The sequence below is a fragment of the Pseudobacillus wudalianchiensis genome (assembly GCF_001685015.1).
GTDB classification, from domain to species: Bacteria; Bacillota; Bacilli; order Bacillales; family Domibacillaceae; genus Pseudobacillus; species Pseudobacillus wudalianchiensis.
Window position 1 is genome coordinate 17,277 of record NZ_MAYT01000003.1, and the last position, 14,527, is coordinate 31,803.

At 40.6% G+C, this 14,527-nt stretch carries 10 protein-coding genes; 5 read left to right on the forward strand and 5 right to left on the reverse strand.

Annotation, left to right across the window (positions count from 1 at the left end; all coding sequences use genetic code 11):
- Nucleotides 1-72: 72 nt before the first annotated feature.
- Nucleotides 73-792 (forward strand): class I SAM-dependent methyltransferase, encoded by a 720-nt coding sequence (locus tag A8F95_RS05335; protein WP_176713632.1) that lies wholly within the window; start codon nucleotides 73-75, stop codon nucleotides 790-792.
- 97 nt (nucleotides 793-889) lie between these two features.
- On the opposite strand, the gene A8F95_RS05340 is transcribed toward A8F95_RS05335, so the two are convergent.
- On the reverse strand, nucleotides 890-3,967 hold the full coding sequence (locus A8F95_RS05340; RefSeq protein ID WP_065409599.1) for an efflux RND transporter permease subunit: 3,078 nt from the start codon (nucleotides 3,965-3,967) through the stop codon (nucleotides 890-892).
- A gap of 126 nt (nucleotides 3,968-4,093) precedes the next feature.
- Nucleotides 4,094-4,714 carry a TetR/AcrR family transcriptional regulator gene (locus tag A8F95_RS23315; RefSeq protein WP_065409600.1) on the reverse strand — a complete coding sequence of 207 codons (621 nt, stop codon included), beginning with the start codon at nucleotides 4,712-4,714 and terminating at the stop codon, nucleotides 4,094-4,096.
- A 230-nt stretch (nucleotides 4,715-4,944) separates the two neighbouring features.
- On the opposite strand from A8F95_RS23315, the gene A8F95_RS05350 reads away from it, so the two are divergent.
- Both A8F95_RS05350 and A8F95_RS05355 read left to right on the forward strand, forming a co-directional pair.
- Nucleotides 4,945-8,109: a hypothetical protein gene (locus A8F95_RS05350; protein ID WP_065409601.1), complete on the forward strand. Its 3,165-nt coding sequence runs from the start codon at nucleotides 4,945-4,947 to the stop codon at nucleotides 8,107-8,109.
- 13 nt (nucleotides 8,110-8,122) lie between these two features.
- Nucleotides 8,123-8,830, forward strand: a complete 708-nt coding sequence (locus A8F95_RS05355) for a glycoside hydrolase family 16 protein (RefSeq protein WP_065409602.1) — start codon at nucleotides 8,123-8,125, stop codon at nucleotides 8,828-8,830.
- 140 nt (nucleotides 8,831-8,970) lie between these two features.
- On the opposite strand, the gene A8F95_RS05360 is transcribed toward A8F95_RS05355, so the two are convergent.
- Complete coding sequence (locus A8F95_RS05360; RefSeq protein ID WP_065409603.1) at nucleotides 8,971-10,155, reverse strand: MFS transporter; 1,185 nt, start codon at nucleotides 10,153-10,155, stop codon at nucleotides 8,971-8,973.
- Nucleotides 10,156-10,294: 139 nt separating this feature from the next.
- Between A8F95_RS05360 and A8F95_RS05365 the strand changes: the two genes are divergently transcribed.
- Entirely contained in the window at nucleotides 10,295-11,053 is a 759-nt protein-coding gene (locus A8F95_RS05365) for a TrmB family transcriptional regulator (protein ID WP_065409604.1), read from the forward strand.
- Nucleotides 11,054-11,186: 133 nt separating this feature from the next.
- Here A8F95_RS05365 and A8F95_RS05370 read toward each other — a convergent pair whose 3' ends face one another.
- Nucleotides 11,187-11,819 (reverse strand): HAD-IA family hydrolase, encoded by a 633-nt coding sequence (locus A8F95_RS05370; protein WP_065409605.1) that lies wholly within the window; start codon nucleotides 11,817-11,819, stop codon nucleotides 11,187-11,189.
- 181 nt (nucleotides 11,820-12,000) lie between these two features.
- On the opposite strand from A8F95_RS05370, the gene A8F95_RS05375 reads away from it, so the two are divergent.
- The gene (locus A8F95_RS05375; RefSeq protein ID WP_065409606.1) at nucleotides 12,001-12,741 is read left to right on the forward strand and encodes a YwaF family protein; all 741 of its coding nucleotides are present in this window, start codon (nucleotides 12,001-12,003) and stop codon (nucleotides 12,739-12,741) included.
- A 74-nt stretch (nucleotides 12,742-12,815) separates the two neighbouring features.
- Here the strand turns inward: A8F95_RS05375 and A8F95_RS05380 are convergent, their stop codons facing one another.
- The gene (locus tag A8F95_RS05380; protein WP_065409607.1) at nucleotides 12,816-14,300 is read right to left on the reverse strand and encodes an aldehyde dehydrogenase family protein; all 1,485 of its coding nucleotides are present in this window, start codon (nucleotides 14,298-14,300) and stop codon (nucleotides 12,816-12,818) included.
- Between the last annotated feature and the right edge of the window lie 227 nt (nucleotides 14,301-14,527).

Below are 14,527 nucleotides of genomic sequence, written 5' to 3' on the forward strand. Positions count from 1 at the left end.
CAAAATGGATATGAGCCTAAAAGGAACCTTCTTATTTTATTTTCATACGATACATATGAATAAATAAAGAAGGTGGTTCTCATTAAAAAGTCAATATACTTAGACTTTTTATCTAAATTTGGTATTGGCGGCGCGCATCCCGGCGGTATTAACTTAACAAAAGAAATTATTAAAGCGGAAAAAATAGATAAAACATCTTATGTTTTAGACGTAGGATGCGGTACAGGTCAAACGGCTGCCTATCTGGCCCGTCAATATGGAGCTAAAGTAATGGGGGTGGATATTAACCCGATTATGATCGAAAAAGCTAAAAATAGAATGAAAGAATCTAACTTACCAGTGGAAATTGTTCAAGGTTCAATCGAAGATTTCCCGTTACCGGACGGTACATTTGATTTTATCATTTCTGAATCTGTTCTTGCTTTTGTCAATAAGCCTAAATCTCTTAAAGAAATTTATCGCTTGCTAAAGGATAACGGCCGATTTCTTGCAAATGAACTCACGCTTAATAAACGATTAGGATCACCTCATGCCGAAGAAATCATCCAATTTTATGGATTTGAGTCCCTTCTGACAGAAACAGATTGGATCACTTTATTTGAGAGAACCGGCTTTAAAAATAGAAAAATCCACCCAGTCAACCCTTCTATCTTTCAAAATATTTCTCCTCCTGAATTCCAATACTCAGAATATATCGAGCCCCAGCTCTATAGTGTATCTGAGAAGCACGTATATATGACAGCAAAGTACAAAGGGATTTTGGACTTTAGAGTATTCTCCTGTACCAAATAGTTCAGTAAAAGCCTAAAGATCAAAAAAGGATTGCAGTGGTTAATCTACTGCAATCCTTTTTATAGTGTAATTCAAATCAAGAACAGAAAGTAAAGTTTTACTGCTTGGCCGCTATTTCTCTTTCTTTCTTAGAAGTTTTAAAGAAAAATAATTCATACACAACAGGAACAATAATTAAGGTTAATAACGTGGATGACGTTAACCCTCCAATGACTGTTATCGCTAACCCTTTTGAAATCAGCGTCCCTGATGAAGTAGTCATCGCAAGCGGGATGAGGGCTGCAATGGTGGCAAATGCTGTCATTAAAATCGGCCGTAATCTTGTCTTTCCTGCTTCTACTAAAGACTTTCTTATGGTTAATCCTCTCGTTCTATTTTGGCCAACCCGATCAACGAGCACGATAGCATTTGTTGTCACAATTCCGATCAACATTAAGAAACCAATCATAACACTGACGGATAATGGTTCTTTCACCACATAAAGTGAAACAAGTGAACCGATCGGGACAAAAATGAGTGAAGATAAGATAATAAAGGGAATGCGTGCTTTTCCGAACGTGATTAACATCGTCAAATACACCAGTCCAATAGCGACAATAATAGCCACCCCTAATGATTGGAAGATTTCAACGGTTTCATCATTTCCCCCACCGCTTGTTAGAGATACACCCTTAGGTAAATCAAGCTCTTCTACTCCGGCTTTTACTTCTGATGATACACCCTGCACATCATTTCCTTTTACCTGTCCAGAAACACGCGCATACACCTTGCCATCCAGCTTCTGAATGGACGTAAAGGCATTAACTTGCTTAATAGCGGCTACTTCTGAAAGTTTAACAGGGCCTTTTTGAGAAAAGAGAACAACGTCCTCCAACTGCTCCTTTGATTGCAGCTTTTTATCAACAGATAGCTGAATCTCCTGCTCTTTACCGTCTAATGTTAAAGTTCCAACATTCACCGGCTTCGTTTGCTCACTTACTGTTCCAAGAATCTGGAAACCTGATAATCCATACTCACTCGCTTTATCAGGATTGATTTCGACTAAGAACTGCTTTTGCTTTTCGCTGAAATTATTCGTAATATACTTTAAATCATTGTTTTTTTGCATATAGTCTTCTACTTGCTTCGCAGCTTTTTGCAGTTTATCTAAATCATTAGAAAACAAGTCAACATCCACATTGTTATTTGAAGGAGGACCTCCTGTTTCTAATTCCCGAACACTTATTTTTACATCAGCCTGTTCCTTATCGGAAATATCTTCCATTTTCTTCTCTAGCGATTTAATTGTTTTTTCAACGTCAGTGTTATCTTTTAAATTAACAAAATAGCTTGCTTTGTTTTCGAGCCTGAGCCCCGTTGTAAAATCTCTGGCTCCTACAGAGGCTGTTACGTTTGCGATTTCTGTTTGTTTGCTAAGCATATCTTCGACAAGTAATGAAATGTTATTGGTTTTTTCAAGAGAAGCCGAAGATGGCAGCTCAATAGAAGTCGTTAATGTTTTTGACTGTTCATTAGGAATAAAGGTAAATCCTAATGAAGGGACAACAGCAAATGATCCAGCAAGCAGTAAGATAGATGCGAATAAAATAATAAGCTTGTGATTTAATGATGTTTCGATTAAGCGGCCATAGATCCTTTGAAGAACGCCTTCTTTCTCCTCAGCAGGCACTTTCTTAAATGAGAACTTCGCTAAAATAGGCACAATCGTAATCGAAACAAGCAATGAAGCTAGTAAAGAGAAAATAATCGTTAAAGCAAAGGGTAAAAAGAATTTCCCTGTTATTCCCCCTACGAAGCCGATCGGAAGAAAAACAACAACCGTTGTTAAGGTTGATGAGGTGATCGCCTTTAATATTTCTTTTGTTGATTCTAAAATAATTTTGTCAGACATGCCTTCATTTGATTTTCGAACCCGTCTGAAGATATTTTCAATGACAACGATGCTGTCATCTACGACACGCCCCACAGCGACCGCCATTCCCCCAAGTGTCATAATATTTAACGAAATATCAAGCTGATTCAGAAAGATGGCTGCAATTAGGAGCGACAACGGAATGGACACAATGGCAATAATTGTCGCTCTTGCGTTGCGCAAGAACACCAAAACAGCAATAGAGGCAAATAGAGCACCAAGTAACCCTTCCTTCACTAACGTGCTAACGGATTTTTCAATGTCCTTTGCAGAATCGATGCCGATTTCATAAGCGATCTTGTCATCATATTTCTTTAGAACATCCATGACTTTGTCTGCCACTTCAACCGTATTAGCCTCTTGCTTTTTCGTAATAGCCATCGATAAAGATTCTTTTTCATTGTAACGGGCCATTTCACTTTGATCGGTTACTTTTTTAATAGAGGCCACATCTTTCAAGCGGATTACATCTTCTCGCGGTGCTGGGGCACCTTGGGTCCCCGGCTGCTGTTCTGAAACAGCTGCTCCAAATGCAGGCTTTAACTTTAAATTTTCCAGTTTGGAAAGGGACTCAAGATTTTCTTCTACCCGGATGGGAATTTGCTCCTTATTCTCTGTTAGCTCACCTGCCGGGAAGGATAAATACTTCTCGTTGATTTGCTCTTTTATGCTGTTAAGAGAAAGACCCGCTCGTTCTGCTTTTTCCTGATCGACTGTTATTTGCACTAGATTATTCGTTAGTCCAGCTACAGACACATTATTAATGCCTTTTATTTTCTTGAGCTCAGGAATGATCTCCTCCTTCATTAACTTTTCAATGCTTTCCCCATTCTTACTAAAAATTGAAATGTTATAAATCGGAAAAGATCCGAACGATAGGCGGTTTAACTTAATGTCGGCGTCATCAGGCAATCCTGCCTCGTCTACTGCAGAATTAACTTGCTGTTCTACCTTATCAAGATCTGTATCAAACGGAAACTCTAATGTGATGATGCCGATGCTATCATAAGCAGAGCTAGTCATCTTCGTGACGCCTTCAATAGAATTAAGCTGATTCTCAAGCTTTGACACAACCTGCTGATCAACGTCATCCGGTGAGGCCCCTGGGTAGATGGCTTCTATAGAAATTTGCGGAAACTCGATATCCGGAAATTGATCTACCTTTAGTTTAGAAAAAGAATAAACGCCCCCCAGTATTAATAAAAATGAAACAATGAATACAGCAACCGCATTTTCCAAGCTGAATTTCGTTAGAAATCCCATCTTCTTTCCTCCTCTGTTTCATGTCTTCTTATTTATCTAAAGTAAAATACTTAACCACCCTCCCTATCAACTGATAGGTTTTTTGTCAAAAAAAGAAACTTCAACAGAATAGTTTGTTAAAGTCTACTATTTTTTTGTTTCTTCATCCGGAGAGGCTAACCCATATAGAAGGACGTTCGTATAAAGTCTTGCTTGTGCTTTTGCTACAGGTTCCGGCACAGGATGATCTGTGTTTCTAGATGAAATCAAATTCAAAAGTAAATAAGAAGAAAGAACAGGATCTGAGCCAAACTCAGCAGGATTTCTAAGCTTTCCTTCTCTTATTCCTTTTTCAAAAATAGAAGCTATAGGTGCCTGGTAAGCTTCAATCCATCTTTTTTTGATTTCCTCCTGCTGCTCTTTACCTAACTCTTTTTCAATGTCATGAAACATCTGCCCTATTCCAGCAGGCTTATTAATCAGTATATAGTATGTAACTTGAAATAAGCACTCTTCAAGATGATTTTCGAACCGTTTAATAATTCGGTCAAGGGCTGTTTGCATATCAAGCAGCTCAGACTTTAATACTTCCATATAAAGTTCCTTTTTATTTTTAAAATGATGATAAAGAGTAGGCTGAGTAATGCCGCAGACATCAGCAATTCTCCGGGTAGAAACAGCTCTGTAACCTAATTCCATAAAAAGATCACGGGCTACCTTGACAATTTTCTGACGTGTTTTCCTGTCATGTTCTAACTGATGATTCATATTCAAAATCCCTTTCATTCAAGCAAAAACCTATCGGTTGATAAAATCATAATATGATTTTTATGACGAGTCAACCTTTGAAAGGCTTATATTGATTTCTTCATCGTTATTCTCTATCCTGCTTCTTCTTTTCCTTTTCTAATTTTGTCCCGTAAACGATTGTTTATTTTATTGGTAAAAGAGAGATATAATGAGCAGAAGCTATTAATTTGGTAAAGGAGCTAAATAAGATGAGAAAGTGGCTTTGGCTTGTCATCCTGCTTATTATAATCGCATCTCCCATACTCGTCTGGTACGCAAAGCCAGCGAAAAAAATGAATCTATTAATCTTCGATAAAACGGTGCCTGATCATACCTTCCGAGAACATCAAGGGTTAACGTGGCTGCTAAACTACAAAAAATATAACCATCCTTCCGGCGAACCTTACAGAAAAGAAATGGATTATGCGGGAATCGTTCCGGTTGACGGAAAAAAATATACAAATCGGTCTATTTCTAAAATATCTAACTCACCACAACTTATTTATACAGCCGACACATATGGAATTGATACTCCCCATTCTAAAGGCTCTTATGGAGGATTAAGCAACCAAGAATGGACAAAGCTGCAAGAGCTGTATTATGACCATCAGCCTGTCTGGGTTTCAGAATATAATAGCTTTGCTTCTCCCACCCCTAAAAATGTGCGTGAAGGTCTTCTTAGCTTTTTGAATATTAACTGGACTGGGTGGATTGGACGCAGCTTTGAGGAGCTAGACCCCGCGAAAAACAAAGAAATACCTGATACAGCTATTCGTGCCTATGAAGCTCAAGAAAAACAGCCATGGAAAAAATCAGGTCCCGGCTTTGTATTTATCCATGAGGATGGACAAGTAGTTGTATTAGAAGAAGGTCATCTGAAATCCAATCAGCTGACTCTAAAGTTTACCTCTTCAGGAAAAAAGGAATTCAACCTGAAAGAAAGCCCGCGCTATAACTATTGGTTTGACGTCATTACTCCACGGAATGGAAAAGAAGTGATCGCTAACTATGAATGGAGCCTAACGAATGAAGGGGAAAAATGGCTCAACAAGCACGGAATTCCTGAAAAGTTTGCGGCCATCACGAAGACAGAAAAAAATGGCTCCCCCGCTTTTTACTTTGCAGGAGACTATAATGATACGAACCATCTACCTTCTTTCTATAAAACGGCTGGCCTTATTAAAATGAAGAGCCTATTTACAAAAGAAAATTCAGCCGACAGCGAAGCTTTTTACTGGAACACGTATGCCCCTCTGATGGAAACTATCCTTGATGAAGCAGCAAGTCACTCTCCGAAAAAGAAAGAAACCGCCAAGGTTGAACAAGAGAAAGTAGACGGTATATCCATCAACGCAAAGCTGGAAAGCGATCGTTTTCAAATCCTGAAAAACGGCAAATGGGTACCGATGACCATTAAGGGAGTCAACATGGGAATGGGAAAACCGGGTGCATGGCCTGGAGAAGCTGCGATTACGGAAGACGAATATTATCGGTGGATTCAGCAAATCGGCAAAATGAATGCCAATGCGATCCGTGTCTATACTCTCCATCCACCTGGGTTCTATCGGGCATTAAAACGGTACAATGAACAAGCTGAAACACCTATTTATTTATTCCACGGCATCTGGATTGATGAAGAGCCGCTTGAAGAGAAGCTGGATGCATTTGATAGCGGCATTGTGAAACAATTTAAGTCTGACATTAAAACCATCGTAGACGTCGTACATGGCAATGCTACGGTTCCCGAAAAGCCAGGACATGCCAGCGGTTCGTACAAGGCGGATGTATCCCCTTATTTAATCGGCTGGATTGTCGGAATCGAGTGGTACCCTGATATGGTGGACAGCACAAATAAAAAACATCAAGGAAAAGGCGATTTCTCCGGCACCTATATGAGGACCAAACAGGCTCAGCCGTTCGAATACTGGCTCGCCTCCATGATGGATTACACGATTCAGCAAGAATCTCAAAACTATGGTACGCAGCATCCAATCAGCTTTACAAACTGGGTCACAACCGACTTACTAGATCACCCATATGAGCCGCTTAAAAAAGAAGATCTAGTTGGAATTAACCCGAATGTCATCCATCCGACAGAACAATTGAAAGCAGGCTATTTCGCTGCTTATCATGTGTACCCTTACTATCCGGATTTTCTGAACATTGATAAAAACTACTTGAAATATAAAGATCATCGCGGCAAAGCAAACAGCTATGCAGGCTATTTGCATGACTTAAAGAAAGCTCACACAATGCCTGTTCTAATTGCTGAATTCGGCCTTCCTGCCTCGCGGGGTATTACCCATTCCAACCCGTACGGCTGGAATCAAGGCCATAACAGCGAAGAGAAACAAGGCAAAGTCGTCACCGAACGCTTTGAGGATATTCTGAAAGAGGGTTATACTGGCGGGCTTGTCTTCAACTGGCAGGATGAATGGTTCAAACGGACTTGGAATACAATGGACTTTGATGATCCTAACCGGCGCCCGTATTGGTCAAATGCCCAAACGAACGAGCAGCAATTCGGAATTCTAAGCTTTGATCGCTTAAAAATTCGGGTCGACGGAAAAACAGACGACTGGAAAAAAGAAAAAATTAAACCAGCAAAGCTGAAGACAAACAAAGTCATCAAGAAAATGTTTGTCACTCATGATGAAAGATACCTATATATCCGCCTGGACTATAAACAGGCAAAGGATGCCGGCATGGATACAACCCTTTTAATTGATACGATTCCAGAGCAGGGAAACAAAAGTATTTCCTATAACGGCGGCATTGCCTCCGAACGGGGCATCGATTTTCTTTTGCGCCTGAATGGAAAGAACGATTCCCGAATGCTTGTTGACAGCTATTATGACAGCCACTATTTTATGTACGGGGAAAAATTAAAGCTTATTCCTAAAAAGCCTTATGCTTCTCGAAAAAATAACGGCCAGTTTCATAAAATCGAGATGGCTTTAAATAAAACCCTAACGAACCCTGTCACGAAAGAGGTATATCCTTTTGAATCTTTCGAAACAGGCAAGCTGGAAAAAGGAAATGGCAATCCAGACGCTCAAAACTACGACTCTTTAGCTGATTACGAAATAAATAAGAAAACCGGGATAGTAGAAATTCGTATACCATGGATGCTTCTTAATGTAAAAGATCCAAGTACGAAAGAAATTGCTGGCGACTACTGGAAAGGCGGCCCGGAAGCTTCCCAAAAGATTCAAGACATCTCACTTGCGGCTGTGGCCAGCTCCAAGCAAAGCCGCCTGAATACAGACGACTTCTTCTCTTACAGCTGGAAAACTTGGCAGCAGCCTCAATATGAAGAGCGATTAAAGAGGTCGTACGAGATCATCCAAAAAGAATTTGCTAAATACAAATAATGGAGATAGGTAAATGAAAAAGAAGTTACTTCTTTCAAGCTTGTTGTTGTTCATAGCGGCTTTTTCATTGGTTCTCCTATTACTAAAGGAGAAAAACTTGTTTTCAGAAAAAGAAACAGTAGATTTTACACCGTCAACCGTCGACACCTTTCAGAGTCTGGATAATAAAAAATGGGAGGTGCGAGAGCAGTTTAAATTGGGGCGCGGCTACTTGCTAGCTCAGCAAGTTCAACCAGGTTCCGGCACGATAAAAATTGAACTAAACAACCAAACAGCAGCCGGTGGAGAAATCCGAACGAAGGAATTTTTTCAATACGGGCAATTTGAAGCCAGCATTAAAACGGCCCATTCCCCTGGTTCGATTACAGGATTCTTTCTCTACGCCCCACCTGATTTATACCATGAGGTGGATATCGAGATTTTTAACGAACGAAAGAGCAAAGTGCTTTTTACGATTTACGAAAATGGAAAAGTGGCGAAACAGCAGGAATACCCTCTTCCATTTGATCCAACGCAGGAATTTCACGATTACCGAATGGACGTCCTGCCTGAAGAAACACGCTTTCTGATTGATGGAGAGCTAATCCAGTCCTGGAAAGGCAATTTCAGCTCCCAACCGATGCAGCTGATGATTAACAGCTGGTATCCTTCATGGCTTGAGATAGAAGGACCGGCACCGTCCGCAACGGTTATCGATAAAGTGAGCTATAGAAAGTATTAAAAGCAGCCTATTTCCCCATCAAGACAGTTCGACAGAAAAAAAAACCGTGCAGGAAGCTACAACTTCCTGCACGGTTTTTCGTTTGGCAAATATGCCTTGTAACAAATAATAGAACCTCTTAACATAGCGAAACATATTTTTCACAATTGCTTTACCCTTTCCAGTTCTTCATTGTTCACTGCTCTTTTATTTTCTTTTGCTACAGAAAAAATAGCTGTTATAAGAGCGATTAAAATAAATATTCCGCCAACACTAGCATTCTGTTCAACAGACGCATGTTCAATCACAAGTCCACCAATAAATGAGCCGAAGGCAATGCCGAAGTGAAGGGCCGAATTGTTCAGGCTTTGCTGGATATCAGCTGTTTCTGGAGAAACTTCTATTAAGTAGCTTTGCATCGCGGGTGTAATCGCCCAGCTCAGCATGCTCCATATAATCATGATCATTAGAAAGAGCGGCAAAGCAAATGTTGTGTATGGAATAGAAAAAAGAGTAACAGCAAATAGAATAAGAACAGAGAGAATTGTCTGTTTAGTGCCGAACCGATCGGCCAGCACTCCGCCAAGTCCCCCGCCTAACACAGCTGCTACGCCAAAAATGAAATAGACAGCACTCACCCACGTTCCATCTAAATGCATCGAGCTCTTTAAAAAAGGAGTCAAGTATCCATACAGCGTCAAATGACCGGCAAGAAACAGGAAAGAAATCAATTGAGCGAGAAGAATCTTCCCTTCTTTTAGCGTCCGCAGCTGATCTTTAAATGGGATAGAGGGTCTTGCCTCCAGCTTTCCCATAAAAAAATACACGCCGGTTATGGAAAGCACAGTTAACAGACAGATAAGAATAAAGGGAGCTCTCCAGCCAAAAGCATTTCCAAGCACCAATCCGATTGGCACCCCCAGCACAAGTGATGCGCTAATTCCCATGAATACAATTCCAATCGCTCGGGCCCGGTACGCCTGCGAAACAACATTTGATGCCATTGTTACACAAAGTACAACAAGCAGTGAGCCGCTCGCAGCCGAGAGTATCCGAGCAAACAATAATAAATTGTAAGATGGGCTGACAGCAGCCACAATATTGCCAATTAAGAAAGTAACCAAAGCAAGTAAAGTTAACTTTTTTCGTTCAATGTTTGCAGTTAAAGTTAACAAAACTGGCGCCGAAACAGCAAATACGAGTGAAAAGACCGTAATTAAAAACCCGGCGCGTCCAAGACTTACATTTAAGTCTTGAGCCACTAAATCGAGCAGCCCGCCAATAATTAATTCCACCATTCCAACAACAAAGGATACGATGGTTAATAAATACACTCTTTTATCCATGCAAGCACCCTTCCTGTAAAAGTTACTACTAAAAGAGTAACTTTTACATAGAGAAAAGACAAGAAAAAATTTTTTCACCCTGTGATATTTTATGGTTATGTTATGATGTGTTTAAAAAAGATGAGTGAGGGGTCAAACCATGCTTCAACAATTTGGATTTTCTCAGTACGAGAGCAAAGTATATGAATCTCTTGTCTCGACCGGAGAACCATTAGATGCAACAAGCATCGTTAAACTATCCGGCGTTCCCCGTGCAAAAGTATATGAAGTGCTCTATCGAATGGGAGAAAAGGGAATGATTCTTGAATCAACAATTGAAAAAAAGCGGCTGTACACCGCTCTTCCGGTTGAGTCTGCCATCGCGAAGCTAAGAGCAGACTTTGATTCGCATATTGATCAATTGCGTAAAGCTAAAATGAGGCAGACAACTACAGATGACCGTGTCTGGACACTGAAAGAAAATCGCTCTATTCAAGCTTTATTGAAAAGTATCATTCAAAAAGCGGCTCATTCTATTATTATTTCCGGATGGTCAGACGACTTCCCTGATTATCTTCCTCTTCTAGAAGATAAATATCGTAATGGAGTGGAAGTGAAAATTCACGTAATTGGTGAAATTTCTACAACCATCTCTTCAGTCACGACGTTGATTCCGGATAAGAATCACAACCATTTGGAAAAAAGCCGAATCTTAATAGTCGACGGCCGGGAAATGCTGTTTGCGGGCATTGAGGAACATAAATGGCAGGCGATCCATACGATGTCGAAGCCATTAGTAAAATTCTTCACTGAATTTTTCTATCATGATGTCGCTTTGACAGAAATTACTTATAAGTACAGAGACACCATTATGAAAGACCCTTCTATTCGTGATTTACTGCTTACTTTAAGATATTGACCGGTCACTCCGCTCTAAACGGCTCAAGTATAGCAAAAGGCAGCAAGTAAATAAATCCAAGGCTTCTCCAAAAAAAACTGTCGTCCAGCTCATTTTCCGGCCAGGCGACAGCTTTCTCTTAATGATTTGAATATTATTGTATCTCCGCTACAGCTGTCAAGATATCAGAAGGCTGCCGAGCAATGAAATCCGGGCTTGCTTTCAAAGCAATCGCCTCATCATCGTATCCCCAATCAACCCAAACAACTTTTATTCCCGCTTTTTTACTGGCCAAAATATCCCTTTCTTCATCCCCCACATATAACACCTCTGATGGCTGTACCTTATATTTTGCCATCAGCTTCTTCATCAATTTATCTTTACTGAAAATATGTTTAGAGCATAGTATATCATCTACGTAACTAATTTGATGGTCTTGAAGTGAACGGCTAATAATGTCCGTCGCATTAGACGAAATAATGGCAACCTTTAATCCTTTTTGATGAAGTTGATCAAGCATTTCTTTAACTCCTGAGTAAAGCGGAAGCCCCCTCTCTGATTTCCTTAAATATCGGTACAGTTTCGTTGCTGCTAAGGGAATGTTTCTCATTGGAAAATTCAGATGGCGGCACCTCTCTGGAATCGTCATCTTACTTAAAGAATCTATGTCCTCTTTCTTCACCTCACGGTAGCCTTCCTTAGCAGCGAGGTCGTTGTATCCGGCAATAAATAACTCAAGCGAATTTGCCAGCGTACCGTCAAAGTCAAAAACGATATATTTTACCATAATGAACCCCCTGTAATTTCTTTCCTACTATAATTATACCGGTTTCTTTTTACTTTCATGTACAACTATGCAGTATTTTATATTTTTGATGTGCGTATAAATCAATAAACTGCCTTTTTCATAGGATGGTTATTTAATGGATTCCTATATGGTAAGATATTCAAATAAGGGGGACGAATAGATGGATTGGTTCAGCGGCAGTTACAAACACGTTCATTTCCATATGTTTTCTGCTAGCCATATTGCGGCGTTAATCCTATTGGTTCTGATTGCTTTTTCTATTTTTCTATTTAAAGACAAGCTGCGTAACAGAAACATGCGGACCGTTGAATTAGCGGTTGCATTCTTCTTAATTGGAATCGAGGCGACTTACCATATCTGGATGCTTCACACCGGCACATGGACAGCCGACCGGTCTCTTCCGCTTGAACTGTGCAGCTTTGCCACTTTCTTTACTATTCTTCTCCTGATAACGAGGAAAAATATATTTTATGAGATTTTGTTATTTATCGGCTTACTTGGAGCGTCTCAAGCCTTAATTACTCCTTATTTGTTTTTTGGCTTTCCGCATTTTCGATTTTTTCATTTCTTTTGTACACATATTCTAATCGTTTGCACCCCCCTTTACTTTACGTGGGTAAAAGGCTACAGACCTACCTTTACATCGGTTATCAAGACGATGATTTTTCTTAATCTGCTTGTGCCTGTTATTTCATTCATCAATCAACTCACAGAGGGAAATTATCTCTACTTGCACCATAAGCCTTCAACGGCCAGCCTGCTTGACTTTCTTGGACCTTACCCTTGGTATATTCTTTCACTTGAAGGAGTAGCCTTTACTTTAAGCATATTCGTTTGGCTGTTATTTCGAAGAAAATCAGCGACGGTTATCGCGGAGAAAGAGTTTCATCATTATTTTTGAAATAAGTGAGAAAAGAAGCATTTGACCAAAATCAGTCAAATGCTTCTTCGTTTAGTTTCTGCTTTACATAAGGGTTACATTTTTAAATCGACCCATACGCTTTTCACTTCTGTATATGCATCAAGGGCATAAGATCCCATTTCCCGGCCAAGGCCTGATTGTTTATATCCACCAAACGGACTCGCTGCATCTAATACGTTATAACAATTCACCCATACTGTTCCCGCTTTTAGACGGCTCGCTATATAATGAGCATTCTTTAAGTTCTCCGTCCAGACACCGGCAGCCAATCCGTAGTTTGTCTTGTTGGCCCGTTCAATTAAGTCATCGATGTCTTCATAAGGCAACGCGGAAACGACAGGCCCAAATATTTCTTCCCGCGCGATGGTCATAGAGTCATTGACATCCGCAAAGATCGTCGGCTGAACAAAATATCCTTGTTTAAAAGGCACCGTTCCGCCCGTTAAAATTTCCGCTCCTTCTTCTTTTCCTTTCCGGATATAGGTCATTACTCTTTTTTGCTGCTCATCAGAGACGAGCGGCCCCATTTCAGTAGCCGGATCGATCCCTTGTCCCTGTTTGATTTTTTTAGCATGGCCGACCATATCTGCTAAGAAGTTGTCATATTGTTTTTTCGGTACATACAAACGGGAACCTGCACAGCAAACTTGCCCCTGATTAAACATAATGCCAGATAAAGACCCTGGCACTGCTTTACTTAAATCGGCATCTGGCAAGATAATATTGGGCGACTTCCCGCCTAGCTCAAGCGTCACTCTCTTCAACGTGCTGGAAGCTTGCCGCATGATCAACTTTCCAACTTCTGTCGATCCGGTAAAAGCAATTTTATCCACTTGCTCATGGTTAACGAGCGGTGCACCTGCTGTTTCTCCAAACCCTGTTACCACATTAATAACGCCCGGTGGAAATCCGACTTCTTGGGCGAGCCCTGCTAAGTATAAAGCGGAGAGCGGCGTTTGCTCTGCCGGTTTTAACACAACTGTACAACCTGTGGCCAAAGCGGCTCCAAGCTTCCATGTTGCCATTAATAACGGGAAGTTCCACGGAATAATTTGGCCCACAACCCCTACAGGCTCATGGCGTGTATAATTTAAATAGTTGCCGCTCACTGGGATCGTTTGACCAAGAATCTTTGTAGACCAGCCAGCAAAGTAGCGGAAATGCTCAATGGCAAGCGGGACATCCGCCGCTGACGATTCACGGATTGGCTTACCACTGTCCAGTGTATCAAGCTGCGCAAGTTCCTTCTTATGTTCTTCCATCTTATCCGCCAGCAGATAAATCAACCGGCTGCGGTCCGCTGCACTCATTTTTGACCACGGGCCTTCATCAAATGCTTTTCTCGCTGCTTTTACAGCTTTATCAATATCTTCTTTCTGTGCTTCTCCCACAAGAGCCAGCACATCTCCTGTAGCCGGATTAAAAGTTTTAAATGTTTTTCCTGACACTGGGCTAACCCATTCCCCATTTATGAACAGCTTTTTCGTTCCTTTTAAAAACTCCTGAACACGCGGCAGTACTGAAAGTAGTTTTTGCATTGTAACCCCTCCGTTTTCTTTGATAACGTGTGGCAGCTCCTTTGGTATAGGAGAACTGCGGCTTTCCATGCAAAGATTAAAAGAATCATAGATGCAGGACATGTTATAATATGCAAGAGTAGTTACATATATTCTCTTATTCTTTGAAACGAGGATACTGCAGTTGATAATATAAAAAACAACCTGTTCGGTCTCGCTAAACAGATTGTTTTCATGACCATTTCACC

Excerpts from the sequence above, each read along its gene's own strand:
- A8F95_RS05380 (WP_065409607.1), bottom strand. The coding sequence starts at position 14,300 with ATGCAAAAACTACTTTCAGTACTGCCGCGTGTTCAGGAGTTTTTAAAA.
- A8F95_RS05370 (WP_065409605.1), bottom strand. The coding sequence starts at position 11,819 with ATGGTAAAATATATCGTTTTTGACTTTGACGGTACGCTGGCAAATTCG.
- A8F95_RS05375 (WP_065409606.1), top strand. The coding sequence starts at position 12,001 with ATGGATTGGTTCAGCGGCAGTTACAAACACGTTCATTTCCATATGTTT.
- A8F95_RS05360 (WP_065409603.1), bottom strand. The coding sequence starts at position 10,155 with ATGGATAAAAGAGTGTATTTATTAACCATCGTATCCTTTGTTGTTGGA.
- A8F95_RS23315 (WP_065409600.1), bottom strand. The coding sequence starts at position 4,714 with ATGAATCATCAGTTAGAACATGACAGGAAAACACGTCAGAAAATTGTC.
- A8F95_RS05365 (WP_065409604.1), top strand. The coding sequence starts at position 10,295 with ATGCTTCAACAATTTGGATTTTCTCAGTACGAGAGCAAAGTATATGAA.
- A8F95_RS05350 (WP_065409601.1), top strand. The coding sequence starts at position 4,945 with ATGAGAAAGTGGCTTTGGCTTGTCATCCTGCTTATTATAATCGCATCT.
- A8F95_RS05340 (WP_065409599.1), bottom strand. The coding sequence starts at position 3,967 with ATGGGATTTCTAACGAAATTCAGCTTGGAAAATGCGGTTGCTGTATTC.
- A8F95_RS05355 (WP_065409602.1), top strand. The coding sequence starts at position 8,123 with ATGAAAAAGAAGTTACTTCTTTCAAGCTTGTTGTTGTTCATAGCGGCT.